The organism is Paenibacillus graminis, from assembly GCF_000758705.1.
Classification (GTDB): domain Bacteria; phylum Bacillota; class Bacilli; order Paenibacillales; family Paenibacillaceae; genus Paenibacillus_AQ; species Paenibacillus_AQ graminis.
Genome location: NZ_CP009287.1, coordinates 2,506,802 through 2,521,701, shown reverse-complemented (window position 1 = coordinate 2,521,701; position 14,900 = coordinate 2,506,802). Strand labels below are relative to the sequence as shown.

Genomic DNA, 14,900 nt, shown 5'->3' with positions numbered 1-14,900 from the left:
TCTCAAGCTCAGGCAAGCTGCTTACGCAGCCAGGCAAAGGCCGGTTCACCATGAATCTCATGACCTCCGGTGAAGAAGTCCGCCTCAACCTGCCCGGAATGATGTGCTGCCCCGTAAATAGTCTCCAGCCGGGCTAAAGCAATTTTTGCTCCCCGCGGGCCAAACAGATGATCGGCATCGCCCGATTCGAGGAACAGGCCGCGCGGGGCAATGAGGCCTAGAAGATCAGGCATCTCCGCTTCCCGCAATATCCCCGGAATATAATTGTCGAGGCAATGATTGCGCGTCAGAATACTGTCCGCGAAGGTATTGGCATACCCGCTTACGACCGCACAAGCGATCCGCTCGTCAAGCGCAGCTGTGAAGCCAGCCACCAGTCCGCCGCCGGAAATCCCCATAATTCCAATGCGTTCGCCCTTCACCTCATGCCTTGTCTGCAAATAATCCAGAGCTCTCATGGTTTCGTAGATCCGGTAACCGGCCATCGTCTTCCCGGCCATCAGCAGAGCCGAAGACAGGCGGAAGCAGGAATTACGTCCAGGCTCGCCGCTGGTCAGGTCTTCTTCCAGACGTCTGTCGCCAAAGCCGAGCAGTTCCGGTGCAGCTACTACAAAGCCCTGTTCTGCCAGTGAAACGGCGAAGTCCTTATGCAGCCCGGGATCTCCCAGCCGCTCCGCACCGCCCGGATCCAAGCCGACGATCTCCCGGCTTCCATAGCCATGTCCATGAATGGCAAGTACGGCAGGGGCAGGGGTAGTTAGCGGCTGATCCGGGATCAGAAGATACAGCGGCATGCGAAGTCCTTCATAGGTAGTGATCTCTATACGTTCGCGGGTATACCCGGAGCAGACTATACGTTCCAGAAGAACCGGCTGCAGCTCCTCAGCTATTTCCGGAAAGCCGCCCAGCCGCTCCGTAAAGGCTGCGGCAAGTCCATCGCGCCACTCCTGAAATGGGAGGTCCTTGCTGAAAGCCGAATTGCGCTGTGTTGAGCCGGCCAGTTTTTGCATGTATTGTTCCAGAGGCTCCATCCGAAGTGCTCCTTCCCTTAATAGCCTTCGGGATGCCAGCCGTCAAGCACGGCCAGCACCCTATACTTCGCCGCTTCCTGTGGAATCAGCTGCCGCGACCAGGCAGCTCTGGCTTCAGGATTGGCCCCCGGGCCACTGCTGCCATACTCTTCATAGCGGCTGGTCTCCTCCCTGTCCGGCTGCCCCCAGTTATGCCAGCCTTCCCCGATAATCGAACTGTCCATGACAGTGCGGATAAAGGCCACATGGGCATAAGGCCGCCAAGGGCGTCCAAGATACACTTCGCTTACACCTTCACCGCTGGTAATTTCACAATCGAGGAACACATACCCAAACGGTGCACCTTCAGGTGTTGATGCGGCTGTAATATATCCTCTGGAACGCTTATTATGCAGCCGGCAGCGTTCAAACAAAGCCGTAGCAGCGCCAAAAATATAATCCACATCGCCTTCAATGCAGCACTCGTTATAATATTGTTTCCCTTGCCCCGTATACAAAGTATCCTGGTCACCCAGCAGGCGTACACGCCGGAATACGGCATAGCCTGCATCTACAAAAGCAGCCACCGCCTGACCGGTGCCGGGACCGGATGCATTCCGGATGGTCAGATTCTCAGCCGTGAAATGCTCAGCAAATACATTCAGGGTGCCGGATTTGAACGTGCCAAGCGGCTCTCCGTCCGGACCTAAAGTGTGGGCGTTGTCTGACCAGGTGATGATGGTGGAATTCGTGTCCTCCCCCAGCAGGAGAACCGGAGGCGTTCCCTGTTTCACTGTAATCTTTTCCTCGTAAATGCCGGGTTTGATGCGAATCGTTACTGCTTCCTTATATTCCTGCGGAATGGAATCCAGCGCTGCCTGTAGACTGCTGAATCCTTCATCGACACTCTTAGAGACTGTAATTAACATCTGCGGCTCCTTTCCTATGAACCTGTATTTATTCTATAATAACCGTAACGCTTCGTAAGAGAAGAGGAGAATTATGACCAGCCTGACCAGCCCCAATCACAAATATCATATTGAAGAAGGCCGCTACAGCATCCAGCATATGAAACGTAAAGGCATCACCGCAATGCCGCGTCCCCACAGCCACGATTTAACCGAGCTGTACTATCTGATGCAGGGGGAGCGCGTATACTTTGTGGACGACCGGGTCATTACGGTTCATAAGGGAGAGCTTATTCTTATTCCCGGCCGGGAAATTCATTCCACAGCAAGCTCTGAAGTCGCCGAATTTGAACGGATTCTGATTAATTATGATCCCGCCCTTCTGCCGCCTTCCCTGCGGAATGAAGCCATCTGGTTTCAAGACCGCGGGTACCGTTTGTTCAAGCTGACCCTGCGCGAGCAGGACGAAGCGGAAAGCCTGATGAACCGGATACTGGAAGAATGCCGGCTGCAGCGGTCCTATTACGAAACCAGCGTAATCACTTTATTCACCGAGCTGATGATTCTCCTCCAGCGTTCAGAGAACATCTCACAGGCCGGCGGGACCAGACATCCGCTTCATCATCTGGTAACCGATGTCGCCACCTATATCCGCGAACACTACCGTGAAGCCCTTACCCTGGAGGAGACTGCGAATAATTTTTACATTAGCCCTTCATACTTGAGCCGGGTATTTCACAGGCTGACAGGTTTTCACTTCCGGGAATACATCGTTCATGTCCGCGTAAGGGAAGCCGAACGCCTGCTTGCCGGGTCTGCAGGCAAAATTCAAGAGATCGCCTCCGCTGTCGGATTTGAACATCTCTCCCATTTCAATAAAACATTCAAAAAGTCAACCGGTCTGACCCCGCTCCAATATCGGAAAGAAGCAAGGTCACATCCTTCGCGGAAGGTCAAGACGGACTTTTATCATCAATAGCCATTAATTTATTTCTCAGTAATGCTCAAATCTTCGGAATGGGTGAGTGTGACTCGGCTGCATCTATGCGCTGTTATCTTCGGCATTTCCGCGTTCTGTAACCAGATGCGGTCCAGCGATAGTCCCGTGGCATACCGCAGGACAATTCCCCGTTCACTCACTGCGTGGAATTTCTCAATGGTGAGATCAGCGAGCGGCATCTCCGGCAGCCCATTCACGAGCAGCGCGGTTGCCGCTCCATGGCACACAATGTTCCTCAGTGTAATCTTCCGGAACTGGGGAGTTTCCTCTGTAACCGAAAATACCTGCTCGTCATACCCTTCCGATCCTTCAACCCCTGCATAGAACATATGAAAGGATACGGCCTCGTGGATGATTCCGGTCATGTTGATGTTCTCCATTAGAATATCCTCCACCACCCCGCCTCTTCCCCGGGTGCTTTTGAACCGCAGGCCAATGTCCGTGCCGATGAACAGACAGTCGCTTACCCGAACTGCATGCACCCCTCCGGACATCTCGCTGCCGATCACCACTCCTCCATGTCCGTGATATACCGTGCAATTCCGGATGGTAATATACCGGCAGGGCATCCCCCGCTTACGGCCTTCCTCATCCTTGCCCGACTTGAGACAGATGGCGTCATCCCCTACATCGAAGCTGCTGTGCTCAACTAGAGCATGAGTGCAGGATTCCAAATCGAGGCCATCCCCGTTCTGCGAATACCAGGGATTACGTACCTGAACATTCCGCACGGTAATCTGCTCGCAGCCCATAGGATGAAGACACCAGGCAGGTGAATTTTGAAAGGTTGGCCCGTCCAGCAGCACCCGCCGGCAGTTGCGGAGGCTAAGCAGCGTTGGCCGCAGATATGCACGGGCGGGAAGAAACGCCTCCATGCCGGTTTCTCCCTCGTCCCGCAGCTTCCGGCAGAAGTCTTCTCCCTCCATGGCTTCCCGGGAAGGCCACCATGCTTCACCCTGCGGATCAAGCACACCTCCGGATCCGGTCAGGTGGTTCCACTGCTTCTCCGTCATCTTGAACCGCTTGACCGGACGCCAGCCTTCGCCGCTGCCGTCGAATATGCCCTCTCCGGTGATTGCCACATCGCTTAGGCCTTCACCATCGAGCGGAGCCTGACAGCGCCAGCCCGCATTCCCCTCGTAATGGGAAGAGAGCAGCGGATATAAGGTGTAGTCCGGGTCAAACTGCACCAATGCCCCCTTGTCTACACTCAGATGAATCCTGCTGTGCAGAGTAAGCGGTCCCGTGCGCCAGATACCGGTTGGAATGACAACCTTTCCGCCCCCCATGGCAGCGCAAGCGTCCAGTGCAGCCTGAATAGCGGGGGTGCACAGGGCAAGTCCTCCTTCTTCTGCCCCATAGTCCGTGATTACAAAAGTCCGTTCCGGAATCCGGGGAAGCTCTGGAACCGGATAAGTTATTGTTACCGGATTGCTGCTCATTGAACTTTACCTCCCCTGTTATTCAAGTCCTTCATAGCTGAACCAGTCAAAATCGGCATAGTTTTCGCTCTTCGCGCCTTGGGAGCTTGTGTACATCCCGATATAAGCTCCTGTAAAACCTCCGGCCAGATCGGTGCTGAGCACTCTGCCATCAGCCTGTTCGAGGTAGGCTGTCCACTTGGCGGCTTCAGAGGATCTGTAATAGAAGCTGTATTCTTGTCCTCTGGCTTCCACCTTAAGCTGCACCTGATCCTGCGGATATGGAACAGATACCAGCAGTTGTTCGCTGCCGCCCATTCGTTGGATCAACTGCAGCACACGTTGACCTGCCTCCAGCCCCAATTCATACCGGAAGTGGTAATCTGCATTCTGGAGGAGGACCAGTCCGGCAACTTCCCCTTCAGCAGCGGGACGAAACGTCAGGTCAGCCGCCGCCCTGAAGCTCAAATGCTGCTGGCGTCTGCCGAGATAGGATGGATTGGCAATCTCCGAGAGCCGCTCTGCCTTCAAATGAAGCCGGAGGAATCCAGGCTTCTCGGTGAGACTCCAGAATTCCCCCCGCGGTGTCCGCAGGAAATTCCAGATCAGCGCAAGCTCACTGCCCGTAAACTCATCGCGTGCAGGCAGCTCCGGCCACTTGGTCTCCGGCAAATCGGGAGCCGCCGTCTCCCATTCGAGCACGCCTTTGCCGGGGTTGACCACCGGCCATTCATTCTCCCATATGACCGGTGTCAGGAAGGTTTCGCGTCCCAAATTGCGGTAATAGCCGCCGCAGGTCCGCGAAGCCAGACAGAACATCCACCAGTCACCGTGCTGGGTCTCCACAAGCTCCCCATGTCCAACATTGACGATGGGATAAGCTCTGCCGAGATGTCGGTGGGTCAAAATCGGATTGGCTTTATGGCCCTCATAAGGACCCGTCACACTCTTGCTTCTGGCAATCGTTATCGCATGAGTATGCCCAGTGCCGCCTTCGGCAATCAGGACGTAATACCAGGCGCCGATTTTATAAATATGGGGGCCCTCCTGGGCATGAGCCACCTTAAGGGCGCCTTGCCATATGCTATGCTTCGGACCAATCAGCCTGCCTTGGCTAAGATCGATCTCCTGCAGCCAAATATCCATATGCTTCGGATAATCCTGTCCTTCCGGCGGAACCCGGTTGCCAGTATAATACACCTTACCGTCATCATCGAAGAACAACGAGGAATCAATGCCTGGTGCATCTTCCAGCCATACGGGGTCAGACCAGTCTCCGGCCGGATCGGTTGCTGTCACATAGAAATTGTGCTGGTTTTTGTCATTATCAACATAAGTAGTAATCATATAAAAGACTCCTTCATGGTAGCGGAGCGTCGGTGCCCAAATACCCATGGAGGGGATAGCGTGATCCAGATTGAGCTGGGACGGACGGTCCAGGACATGGCCGAGCTGGCGCCAGTTGACCAGATCCTTGCTGTGGAAGATAGGAACGCCCGGAAAAAACTCAAAGCTTGAAGTCACAAGGTAATAATCTTCGCCTACGCGGATCGCGGAAGGGTCAGGATAAAATCCCGGCAGCACCGGATTGCGGAATGTTCTCATTACAGTAATCCTCCTCAAAACAATTCAAATGTAAGCACCACCAATTATAGTTTGTATAAGTTTAACTTTCTTGTATTTTCTATGTTCTATTTCTTCGTTTTTATACTTTCATGCTATATTGCCGATATTTCACTCCTTGTCAGCGAATGGCTTTTCCCTCTAGAATGGGGGTAATAGGATTTTCCTTTAAGGGGTGAGCAGCTTGGGAAAAAGAAAGAGATTATACACCCGCTTTTTTATGAGCCTGACCGCAATATCCGTCTGCTGCATTCTTGTACTGGCCGTTGTGATCTTTTATTGGTACCGGAATATTACGATAGATAATGTCAACAAGGCGAATCAGAATGTGCTGGTGAATACTGAAACCGTTTTTATTAACTATAAAGAGATTGTCCAGAATTACGCTATGGATTTCTATAGGAACCCGAACATCAACGCCCTCATGATGAACGGAGACACGAGCTGGAGCGACCAGCTGTACAGTGCCTTAAGCCAAATCCGCGGAGCGCTGGTTGTTAACCAGTATATGGAGAACGCCTACATCATGGGGGTAAAAGAACCCGTTGCGATGTTTGAGAACCTGCCGCTAAGCCCGGAATCTAAGCTGGAGCTGTTCTCGCGGATGCGGAATAATGTGATTGTTGAATCTCCGTTTCTGTGGGAAGCAACCTTAAATAACGGTACCCCAATCACCCTGCTCACCGTGTTCTATAATGACCGGGCGTTTGCAGACAGTGAATATAACGGGGCGGTAGCACTGACCGTCAATCTGGGCAAGCTGCAGAACAATCTGTTCACGCAAAAAGAAGGAGAAGCCACCCGTTACGCGGTGCTGGACGGGAGCGCATCCGTGCTCATGCACAGTGCACTGTCCGGCACCCCGCTGGAAGAGGGCATGCTGAAGCAGGTGGCAGCTTCCTCCTCGGAAAGAGGCTCCTTTGTCTATAGGGGAAGCGGAGAGCCGCAGCTGATTACCTATGTATATTCTGCTGCGGACAAGCTGTGGTTTGTGTCAGAGACTTCCTACAAGGACAGCATCCGCGATATCTCCAATGCCCGCAATCTGATGACCGGTCTGTGCTTAGCATTGATTATCGCCGCTTCCATAACCGCTAACCTAATCTCGCGGCAGATGTATAAGCCGATTGGCCGGCTGTTCGGCAATATCATTCACCTATCCGGCAATGAAGAGGTGCTGAAGACAGGCGGTGATTTCGATACCGTGAGCCAGGAACTGGAGCAGATTGGCGTGAAGCTGGAACAGCTCAAGAAAGAAAGCGATGACAGCGCCTTGATGCGGTGGCTGCTGTCCCCCCGGGGAGCACCGGAGAACAGCAGTACGCCGCTGATGAGCATAGCCGCCTCCGGAGGAGCGTTTTGTGTATGCGTACTGACTTTGCTGGAGTCCGAACAATCTGAAGGCTCCGGGCAGACCTTCGGGGAGGGCATTAAGCAGGTTGAACTTGCCTTCTTCGAACTTGCGGCGGTTCAATCCTTCCGTCCGCATCAGGGAACTGCCGTGCTTATTCTAAGCGAGCTGAGAAGCGGCAGCTTCGACGATTACGCCTTGTTCCGCGGCAAATGGGAAGGCATTGCAGCCCAGCTTCAGGATTCGGGTGTCTGCTGCGCCTTAGGCATCAGCGGGCTGACGGATGATTTGAACCTGCTGAGGGCTAAATATAATGAAGCTGCGGACAGCCTGCAGTATATTAAATTCCATGTGCAGCAGAACATCATCTTTGCGGATGATACCATTCATCTCAACAGCAGCCCCATGCCTGACAGCGCCCTTGAACCGGTGCTGCAAGCCGTTAGGCAGACGGAGCTTTCGGGCCATATTCCGCAGGCGGTGGAACGATTGCTGGCAGTAGCCTGCAGTTACCGCGCCGAGTCTGCCACTATCGCCTTGTCGAGACTGGCCTTTGAGCTCAGCCGCACGGCCGAGCTTAATGCGGACGTTCAGCAATCCGGCTTTCTCGATAATTACCAGCGCATCTGGCAGATCCAAAGCTATGACAAGCTGCTGCATTGGATTGTCGATAGCTGTTACACCGCCCTTGAGCGAATTGCGGGGATGAGGGCTGTACAGACCAAGAGCATTGCTGTAGAAGCCATTTGTTATATCAGAGATCATTATGACGACTCCAGGCTATCCCTTAATGCGCTTGCCGACAAGCTGTCGCTAAGCCCCGCTTATCTCAGCAGGCTGATTGCCGACGAAGTAAACTGCAGCTTTCCCGATTTCGTCAACCTGCTGCGCCTGGAGCAGGCACAGATGTTATTAGTCACTGAGCTTGGCTTAGATATCCGGGAAATTGCCGAGAAAGTAGGCTACAATAGCAGTACCTATTTTACAACCCAGTTTAAGAAGCGTTTTGGGGTTACACCCTCCAAATGGAGAATGAATCATATTCTGCAGCAACAGGAATCGTCCTGATTGACCCATAAGCAAGGAACGAAGGGGATGTCCCGGCAGCATTTTTACAGCCGGGGACATCCCCTTTTGTCACTTTTAATGTTACACCTTCACCTCGCATATTCTGTGGAATTCCCCCATAAAGAGGGCTTTTACATGCCTAAAGAACAAAAAAGTGATATCTTTTTCGTTTTTTTAACCTGCTCTTTCCCGCTTTTTTAACTTTTTTCCGTTTATTATGATAGCGTTTACATCCTTGGCCGATTTATGATTTTCCATGTAAAGCGTTTTCCTGAAACAAGGGACAGCAATGACAACGCTAGTATAAAGGAGTGGACTGTTAATGATGCAAGAGGCTACACCGGAGACACAGGGACGGCTAAGTCCGGGGATCAGGACGGCCAGAGCCAAAAGCTTCCGTAAATCCCTAAGGAAGGACAGCACCCTATACCTGCTCGCTCTTCCGGGAATCATCATTCTAATTCTTTTTGCTTATCTGCCGATGAGCGGTCTGATTCTTGTTTTTAAGAATTACAACTTCAACGACGGAATCTTCGGCAGCCCGTGGGCCGGTTTCTCCAATTTCGAGTTTTTCTTCTCCAGTATGGAAGACTCTCTTAGGGCTACACGCAACACAGTGATGCTAAATGCGCTTTATATGCTGACCGGCACTTTTTTTTCAGTAGCCATCGCCATTATCCTGAATGAGCTGCGCAGCAAATGGTTTATCAAAATCACGCAGAGCGTCATGTTTTTCCCGTATTTTATTTCTTGGATTATTATCGGAGCCATTCTGTTCTCCCTGCTGGATTACGACAAAGGCATTATGAACCAGCTGCTCCAGACGCTTGGCTTCTCCCAGGTCGACTGGTATTCCAGCCCCTGGCTGTTCGTAATCATTCTGGTGCTGGCGAATATCTGGAAAAGCGCCGGCTACGGCGCCATCATCTATTATGCGGTCCTGCAGGGCATCGACACTTCCTATTATGAAGCCGCAAAAATCGATGGTGCCTCCAGGTGGCAGATTATTACTAAGATTACCGTGCCCATGCTTATTCCGTCGATCATTCTAATGACGCTGCTGGGCATTGGGGGCATGCTGAAAGGCGATCTCAGCATGATTATGGGAGTAACCTTTCTGAATCCGCTGCTTCTGCCTACTACCGATATTATCGATGTGTATGTATACCGCACAGCCATCCGTTCCGGAGAATTCGGCTTTGCTTCAGCCATCACGCTCTATCAATCCGTCTTTGGCTTCATTCTGGTACTGGTAGCCAACAAACTGGCCGGCTGGTATGACAAAGACAGCAAACTATTCTAGGAGACTGATAAGATGCAAACCACCGAAAACAAAGGCCTGCTCATTTTCTTTTATTGCTGTATAGCCGTATTTTCAATCATCTGTCTAGTGCCTTTTATACTGGCCGTATCCGGCTCATTATCCACCGAATCCCGGATCGCTGCGGAAGGATATTCGTTCTGGCCCAGAGGCTTCACCTTTGAAACGTATGAATTCCTGTTTGGCTCCAAGGCGCAGCAGATTCTGCGGGCGTATTCCATGTCCGTGATCGTTACGATGCTGGGTACCGTGTCAGCCGTACTGGTGACCACCGCTTACGCCTATGTCATATCCGTTAAAAGCTTCCGCCTCAAAAATTTCTTCGCTTTCTTTGCCTATTTCACGATGTTGTTCAGCGGGGGGACACTGCCATGGTATCTGCTCAGCACCAAATACTATCATTTGGGCGATACGCTTATCGGCCTGTTCATCCCTTATGTGCTAAGTGTTTTTCTGATGTTTCTTATGGCCAACTATTTCCGCAGCATCCCGCATGAAATTGTAGAATCTGCGCAAATCGACGGCGCCGGGCATCTGCGGATCTTCTTCAGCATTATGATTCCGCTGGGCCGGGTCGGACTGGTCACAATCTCGCTTTTTTACGCCCTGCAGTTCTGGAATGATTTCTACTTGCCGCTAATGCTGGTATCGGATCAGAATCTCTATACGATCCAATATTTAATGTACAACATGATGGCGAACATTCAGTTCCTGGCCTCCGGCAATGCGGCTCAGGTCGGCGGAGCGATCATCGCACCACCACTGGAGACAGCCAAAATGGCGATGACCTGCCTGACTGTTTTGCCAATCGCCATCTTATATCCTTTTCTCCAGCGCTTTTTTGTCAAAGGCATTATCGTGGGTTCGGTCAAAGGCTAGTTCCCAGCAAAATGCCCTGTTATGTCCGGTTGCACCGGGTTTATGCTCCCCTGCTTCTTGATGTACAATAAGACTTAAGGGAGCACGACCTTTGCAATAGATGCCTCAACATTATGATTCTATTACATTACAGGAGGGTTCATCATGAAAAAGAAAAAAGGTTGGTTAAGCTTGCTCCTTGCAGCAGTGTTCTTGGTAAGCGGCTGTGCTCAGGGCAACAATGAAAGCGCTGCCCCTAGTTCCGGAAACGGAAATGAAGGTACAGCTTCTGTTACGGATAACGGCAGTAAAGACGGCAGCACCTTGGCTCCCGCCAAACTGAAAATTGTGCTGTACGGGGATGAGTCAAACCGGATGAAGGAACTGGCGAAGACGGAGTTCTACAACGTAATCAAGAAAGAAATCAACGCTGAGGTTGAATTTCAGTTTCTTCCCTGGACAGAATATGGCGGCGGTAAAACCGACCTGATGCTGTCTACGGGAGAGGACTTCGCCACCTATACCGATGCCAATTACATGGTGAAATCTGTGGCTAAAGGGCTTTATGCCGACCTTACCCCATATGTCAGTGTTGCAGCTGATTTGAGTAAAAATGTAGACGAGGCCTCCTTCAAGGCCTTTCAACTAGATGGCAAGCAGTATGCCATTCCAGTCGGCAACAAGCCGAATTCTGCGGAATTCTACAGCGCGCTGGTCAGACAGGATTTGCTGGAGGAAGCCGGTATGACGCAGGTCACCTCGCTGAAGGAACTGGAGCAGTTCTATGATAAGGTGCATGCCATTCATCCCGAACTGATCGGGTACGCCAACACCGATGCCCGCCGGATCCTGCAGTATGATTACACAGACAAAAACCTGTATTGGCAAAATGATTTTATTGCCCTGGACGAGTCTGCTAAAGATGATAAAATCATCAGCTGGTTTGAAACCGAAGAGTTCAAGAAGTATGCGAACCTGATGCGCGGCTGGTATGAAAAAGGAATCATCCCGAAATATGCCGCCACCAATGTGCCGCAGCTGCAGTCTGACTGGAACTCCGGCAAAGCGATGTTCTGGGCCGGCACAGCGGCACGCCCTTTTGAAGGGGCGGCAACGATCTCACAAGCAGTGCCTGAGGCCAAGCTGGTCAATTATTTCCTCGGCAGCGGCCGGCCAAAAATCAGCCGCGGCACGTACAGCACCGCCTTCTTCGTCTCTACCGCAGCCAAAGACCCTGAACGCTATGTCATGTTCTTCAATCTGCTGCAAAAAAACCAGGAGCTGTACGACTTATTTGCCTACGGGATAAAAGGAACCGATTATACGCTGGACGAAAACGGGCGTCTGACCCGAATAAACACCGATTCACTGATCCCGGACTGGCTGCTGATGAACAAAAACTTCATCCGTTTTGACAACACCGTTCCGGACGAATTCATCGCTGAATACAAGGCTTGGGACGATGGGGCCATCATTTCCAAGGGTGCCGGCTTCAACTTTGACAATACACCCGTCAAGAATGAAGAAACGAAACTGAACGGCGTGTTCACGGAATACCTCGCACCCATCGGCAGCGGCTTCAGCGACTATGACACCGCCTTCCCCAAAGCGCTGGACAGGCTTAAAGCAGCGGGGATTGATAAATACATCGCTGAATATCAGAAACAATTTTCAGCATGGTACGCCAAGCAGCAGTAAGTAATATCACAGAAATTACCGTAAGGGCACTAAAGAAGCGTGGCTCCTCAAGGGAGGCACGCTTTTTTTGTCCCATAGATTGTCTGCCTCCCGTGCAAAAAAAATCTAAACTTCTCCCCGTTCAACGCAGCCTTTGGCAGCTTAGAATTTCGTCATACCGGATTCTCTTTGAATAACTTCATGGTAGATTCTTAAATAACTGTCAGTCATCTTCTTATTGGTGAAGTGTTTCTGAACATACGCTCTCAATATGTGCGGCGAAGGATATTTCTTCTGCCGGACCTTAACTGCCATCTCACTTACATTATTACAAATCAGGTTAGGAAATCCGGATAATACTTCCGGTACTGCACCGTTTCTGAGCGCCAGCACCGGAGTACCGCAAACTAAACTTTCAACCAAGACCAGACCGAATGGCTCTTCCCATAATGCCGGGAACAGCACACATTCCGCATGCTTGATTAGTTGCTGCTTCATTTTCCCGCCCACAGGTCCAACATAACGGATATTGGGATTGTTCCGGATGCGCGGCTTAACCTCTCTCTCAAAAAATCTGGAGGCTTTCACGGGACCCGCGATAATGAGCCTCTTACCAGTCCTTTCGGCAACTTGTATAGCTTGCATAATACCCTTATTCCGGATAATCCTGCCTATATACAACAGATATAAATGTTTCTCCGCACTGAATTCATATTCATGCGTATTAATCCCATTGTAAACGCAGAAACCTTTGTTGTTCCCCATCAGCCGGCGGGCACGTTTACTTACGTATACAGGGTATTTAACCCGCCGTTTAACCGGGATATGCACAGTGCATACCGTTGGAATCTTAGGATTAGTTACGCCGAGCGCGGAACGAAAAGTATGGTCATGGATAATATCAACCCGCTCAGGTAATTTTTTCAACACAAATCTTGCTATGCTTTCGTGGCGGAGTCCTTTAGGATAGGGGATAAGCTTTGCCCTGCTCCTGCTCCCTAGAGCTGCAAATAAATAGACCTTATGCCCTCGCCTAACCAGTTCTTCCGTCAGCTCATAAACAATTTTTTCAGTCCCTCCTTTGATGGAAGGCACCGGCTGTGCCTTTGGATAATTCGAAATCACTTGTGCGATGGTTAACTTTCTACTTTTCGGAACGGCTTTTTCATACAAAAGTAATCCCCTCCAGCTTTTACTTCAGATAAATCCGTGAATATTTATGAGTTCATTTCTTTTAAAGGAGGAATGTGTAACTTCATCCGAACTTGTGATTTAGTTGCTCCACAGGATAAAAGACCAGGAATACAATAAACTATGCAGTAAAACAAATCTGGAGTGGGCACCAATCGACAGCGTTTTGAACAACCGTATTAAAAAGTTTATAACTATGAATTGGCAAAGAAAGATGGGAGCGTATACAATTGAAGAAAATAAAACGAAATTATACAGAAAAGATAATATTTAGTTCAAACTAATATCCTACGAAGGCCTACAAACTGAGGAATCCTGAAATAAGACTTGTGGAAATGCTGTTCCTGCACGCACGTCTATGACGAATGTGTTATTGTATTTACCCCCGCCGATGTGCACGTCAGCAAAGATCAGATTCATGCACTTGTGTATGACGTTAAAAGCGGAACATGGTCGCGCAAATGGCGCCCTTTTCCAAATATGATCTATGACCGCTGCCGGATTCAGCGCAGCAAGCGGTTCGAGCAGCTGCTGCGCTTCCGCGCGCGGTACGGCCACCTGACCTTCCTGAACCGGCCGCTGCGCAATAAATGGACCGTGTACCAGACCTTCTCGCAAAAAAGCCGGTTCCGGCAGCATATGCCGGAAACCTTGTTATATCAGTCTTCCGCTGATCTGCACCGGATACTGAAATCCAGTCCGGTCGTCTATGTCAAGCCGGCCAGCGGAACAGGCGGGCGCGGCATCCTGCGGATTGAGCGGCTGAAGGAAGGCAAGTCCCTCTACGATATCCAGGGACGCCGTCAGAGCCGGCAGATCATCGCCCCCCGTAAGGTTTCGCTCACCCGCCTAGAGTCCATTGTGCGCCAGTGGTGCCTCGGCGGGCGGTTCCTGGTACAGCAGGGCATCCCGCTGCGCCTGCCCAGCGGACGCTACCACGACTACCGTATGCTTGTGCAAAAAAACGGTCAGGGCGTGTGGGAGCTGACCGGCATGGCCGGCCGCGTAGGCGCCGCCCGCAGCGTCACCTCTAATCTGCACGGCGGCGGCCACGCCATCCGCGCAGAGATTCTTCTGAAGCAATGGCTCGGCAGCCAGGAGAAGGCTGCGAAAGCCATGAAGACGGCCGAGAAGCTGGGCCTCGATGCCGCAGCCTATCTGGAGGACAGCTTCGGTACCCTCTGCGAGCTGGCCCTGGACCTCGCCATTAACCGCGAGGGCCAGATCTACGTGCTGGAGGTCAACCCCAAGCCCGCCCGCGAGGTCTTCGCCCGCTCCGGCGACAGCGGCACCTACCGCAAGGCGCTGATGCGCCCGCTGGAGTATGCGATGTGGGTGTATAAGAACAAGAATACACCGAGTGCGGCGAAGGTGGTTGAGGAGTAGTGGGTGATCATTCTCTTCAATTCTAATCAATAACTATTGCATAAGAAATCAAAAAGACATCCTCCACGTGCGTCTGTGCGGAAGAT

The 14,900-nt window shown here is 51.4% G+C and carries 11 protein-coding genes; 6 read left to right on the top strand and 5 right to left on the bottom strand.

Features of this window, described 5'->3' with window-relative positions; genetic code table 11:
• Positions 1-8 precede the first annotated feature (8 nt).
• Together PGRAT_RS10130 and PGRAT_RS10125 are read right to left on the bottom strand one after the other, a co-directional pair.
• Positions 9-1,031, bottom strand: coding sequence for an alpha/beta hydrolase family protein (locus PGRAT_RS10130; protein WP_025704526.1), 1,023 nt, complete (start codon positions 1,029-1,031; stop codon positions 9-11).
• A gap of 17 nt (positions 1,032-1,048) precedes the next feature.
• Positions 1,049-1,939, bottom strand: a complete 891-nt coding sequence (locus PGRAT_RS10125; RefSeq protein WP_042266497.1) for a pectinesterase family protein — start codon at positions 1,937-1,939, stop codon at positions 1,049-1,051.
• 73 nt (positions 1,940-2,012) lie between these two features.
• On the opposite strand from PGRAT_RS10125, the gene PGRAT_RS10120 reads away from it, so the two are divergent.
• Positions 2,013-2,897, top strand: a complete 885-nt coding sequence (locus PGRAT_RS10120) for a helix-turn-helix transcriptional regulator (protein ID WP_025706289.1) — start codon at positions 2,013-2,015, stop codon at positions 2,895-2,897.
• An 8-nt stretch (positions 2,898-2,905) separates the two neighbouring features.
• Here PGRAT_RS10120 and PGRAT_RS10115 read toward each other — a convergent pair whose 3' ends face one another.
• A complete protein-coding gene (locus PGRAT_RS10115) occupies positions 2,906-4,360 on the bottom strand; it encodes a glycoside hydrolase family 28 protein (RefSeq protein WP_025706290.1) in 1,455 nt (484 codons plus the stop codon).
• Positions 4,361-4,378: 18 nt separating this feature from the next.
• Entirely contained in the window at positions 4,379-5,944 is a 1,566-nt protein-coding gene (locus PGRAT_RS10110; protein ID WP_025706291.1) for a glycoside hydrolase family 43 protein, read from the bottom strand.
• Between the two features lie 202 nt (positions 5,945-6,146).
• Between PGRAT_RS10110 and PGRAT_RS10105 the strand changes: the two genes are divergently transcribed.
• The 4 genes from PGRAT_RS10105 to PGRAT_RS10090 all read left to right on the top strand — a co-directional run bounded on the left by PGRAT_RS10105 (position 6,147) and on the right by PGRAT_RS10090 (position 12,258).
• A complete protein-coding gene (locus PGRAT_RS10105; RefSeq protein ID WP_025706292.1) occupies positions 6,147-8,381 on the top strand; it encodes a helix-turn-helix domain-containing protein in 2,235 nt (744 codons plus the stop codon).
• A 322-nt stretch (positions 8,382-8,703) separates the two neighbouring features.
• Positions 8,704-9,684, top strand: coding sequence for an ABC transporter permease (locus tag PGRAT_RS10100; protein ID WP_025706293.1), 981 nt, complete (start codon positions 8,704-8,706; stop codon positions 9,682-9,684).
• A 12-nt stretch (positions 9,685-9,696) separates the two neighbouring features.
• Positions 9,697-10,581 carry a carbohydrate ABC transporter permease gene (locus PGRAT_RS10095; RefSeq protein WP_025706294.1) on the top strand — a complete coding sequence of 295 codons (885 nt, stop codon included), beginning with the start codon at positions 9,697-9,699 and terminating at the stop codon, positions 10,579-10,581.
• Positions 10,582-10,725: 144 nt separating this feature from the next.
• Entirely contained in the window at positions 10,726-12,258 is a 1,533-nt protein-coding gene (locus PGRAT_RS10090) for a DUF3502 domain-containing protein (RefSeq protein WP_025706295.1), read from the top strand.
• 141 nt (positions 12,259-12,399) lie between these two features.
• On the opposite strand, the gene PGRAT_RS10085 is transcribed toward PGRAT_RS10090, so the two are convergent.
• Positions 12,400-13,410: a glycosyltransferase gene (locus tag PGRAT_RS10085; RefSeq protein WP_025706296.1), complete on the bottom strand. Its 1,011-nt coding sequence runs from the start codon at positions 13,408-13,410 to the stop codon at positions 12,400-12,402.
• 444 nt (positions 13,411-13,854) lie between these two features.
• On the opposite strand from PGRAT_RS10085, the gene PGRAT_RS10075 reads away from it, so the two are divergent.
• Positions 13,855-14,814: a YheC/YheD family endospore coat-associated protein gene (locus PGRAT_RS10075; RefSeq protein ID WP_244884061.1), complete on the top strand. Its 960-nt coding sequence runs from the start codon at positions 13,855-13,857 to the stop codon at positions 14,812-14,814.
• The last annotated feature ends 86 nt before the right edge of the window (positions 14,815-14,900 follow it).

What these genes read in the sequence shown, in the direction of transcription:
- PGRAT_RS10130 (WP_025704526.1), bottom strand. Translation starts at nt 1,031, where the DNA reads ATGGAGCCTCTGGAACAATACATGCAAAAACTGGCCGGCTCAACACAG.
- PGRAT_RS10125 (WP_042266497.1), bottom strand. Translation starts at nt 1,939, where the DNA reads ATGTTAATTACAGTCTCTAAGAGTGTCGATGAAGGATTCAGCAGTCTA.
- PGRAT_RS10120 (WP_025706289.1), top strand. Translation starts at nt 2,013, where the DNA reads ATGACCAGCCTGACCAGCCCCAATCACAAATATCATATTGAAGAAGGC.
- PGRAT_RS10115 (WP_025706290.1), bottom strand. Translation starts at nt 4,360, where the DNA reads ATGAGCAGCAATCCGGTAACAATAACTTATCCGGTTCCAGAGCTTCCC.
- PGRAT_RS10110 (WP_025706291.1), bottom strand. Translation starts at nt 5,944, where the DNA reads ATGAGAACATTCCGCAATCCGGTGCTGCCGGGATTTTATCCTGACCCT.
- PGRAT_RS10100 (WP_025706293.1), top strand. Translation starts at nt 8,704, where the DNA reads ATGATGCAAGAGGCTACACCGGAGACACAGGGACGGCTAAGTCCGGGG.
- PGRAT_RS10095 (WP_025706294.1), top strand. Translation starts at nt 9,697, where the DNA reads ATGCAAACCACCGAAAACAAAGGCCTGCTCATTTTCTTTTATTGCTGT.
- PGRAT_RS10090 (WP_025706295.1), top strand. Translation starts at nt 10,726, where the DNA reads ATGAAAAAGAAAAAAGGTTGGTTAAGCTTGCTCCTTGCAGCAGTGTTC.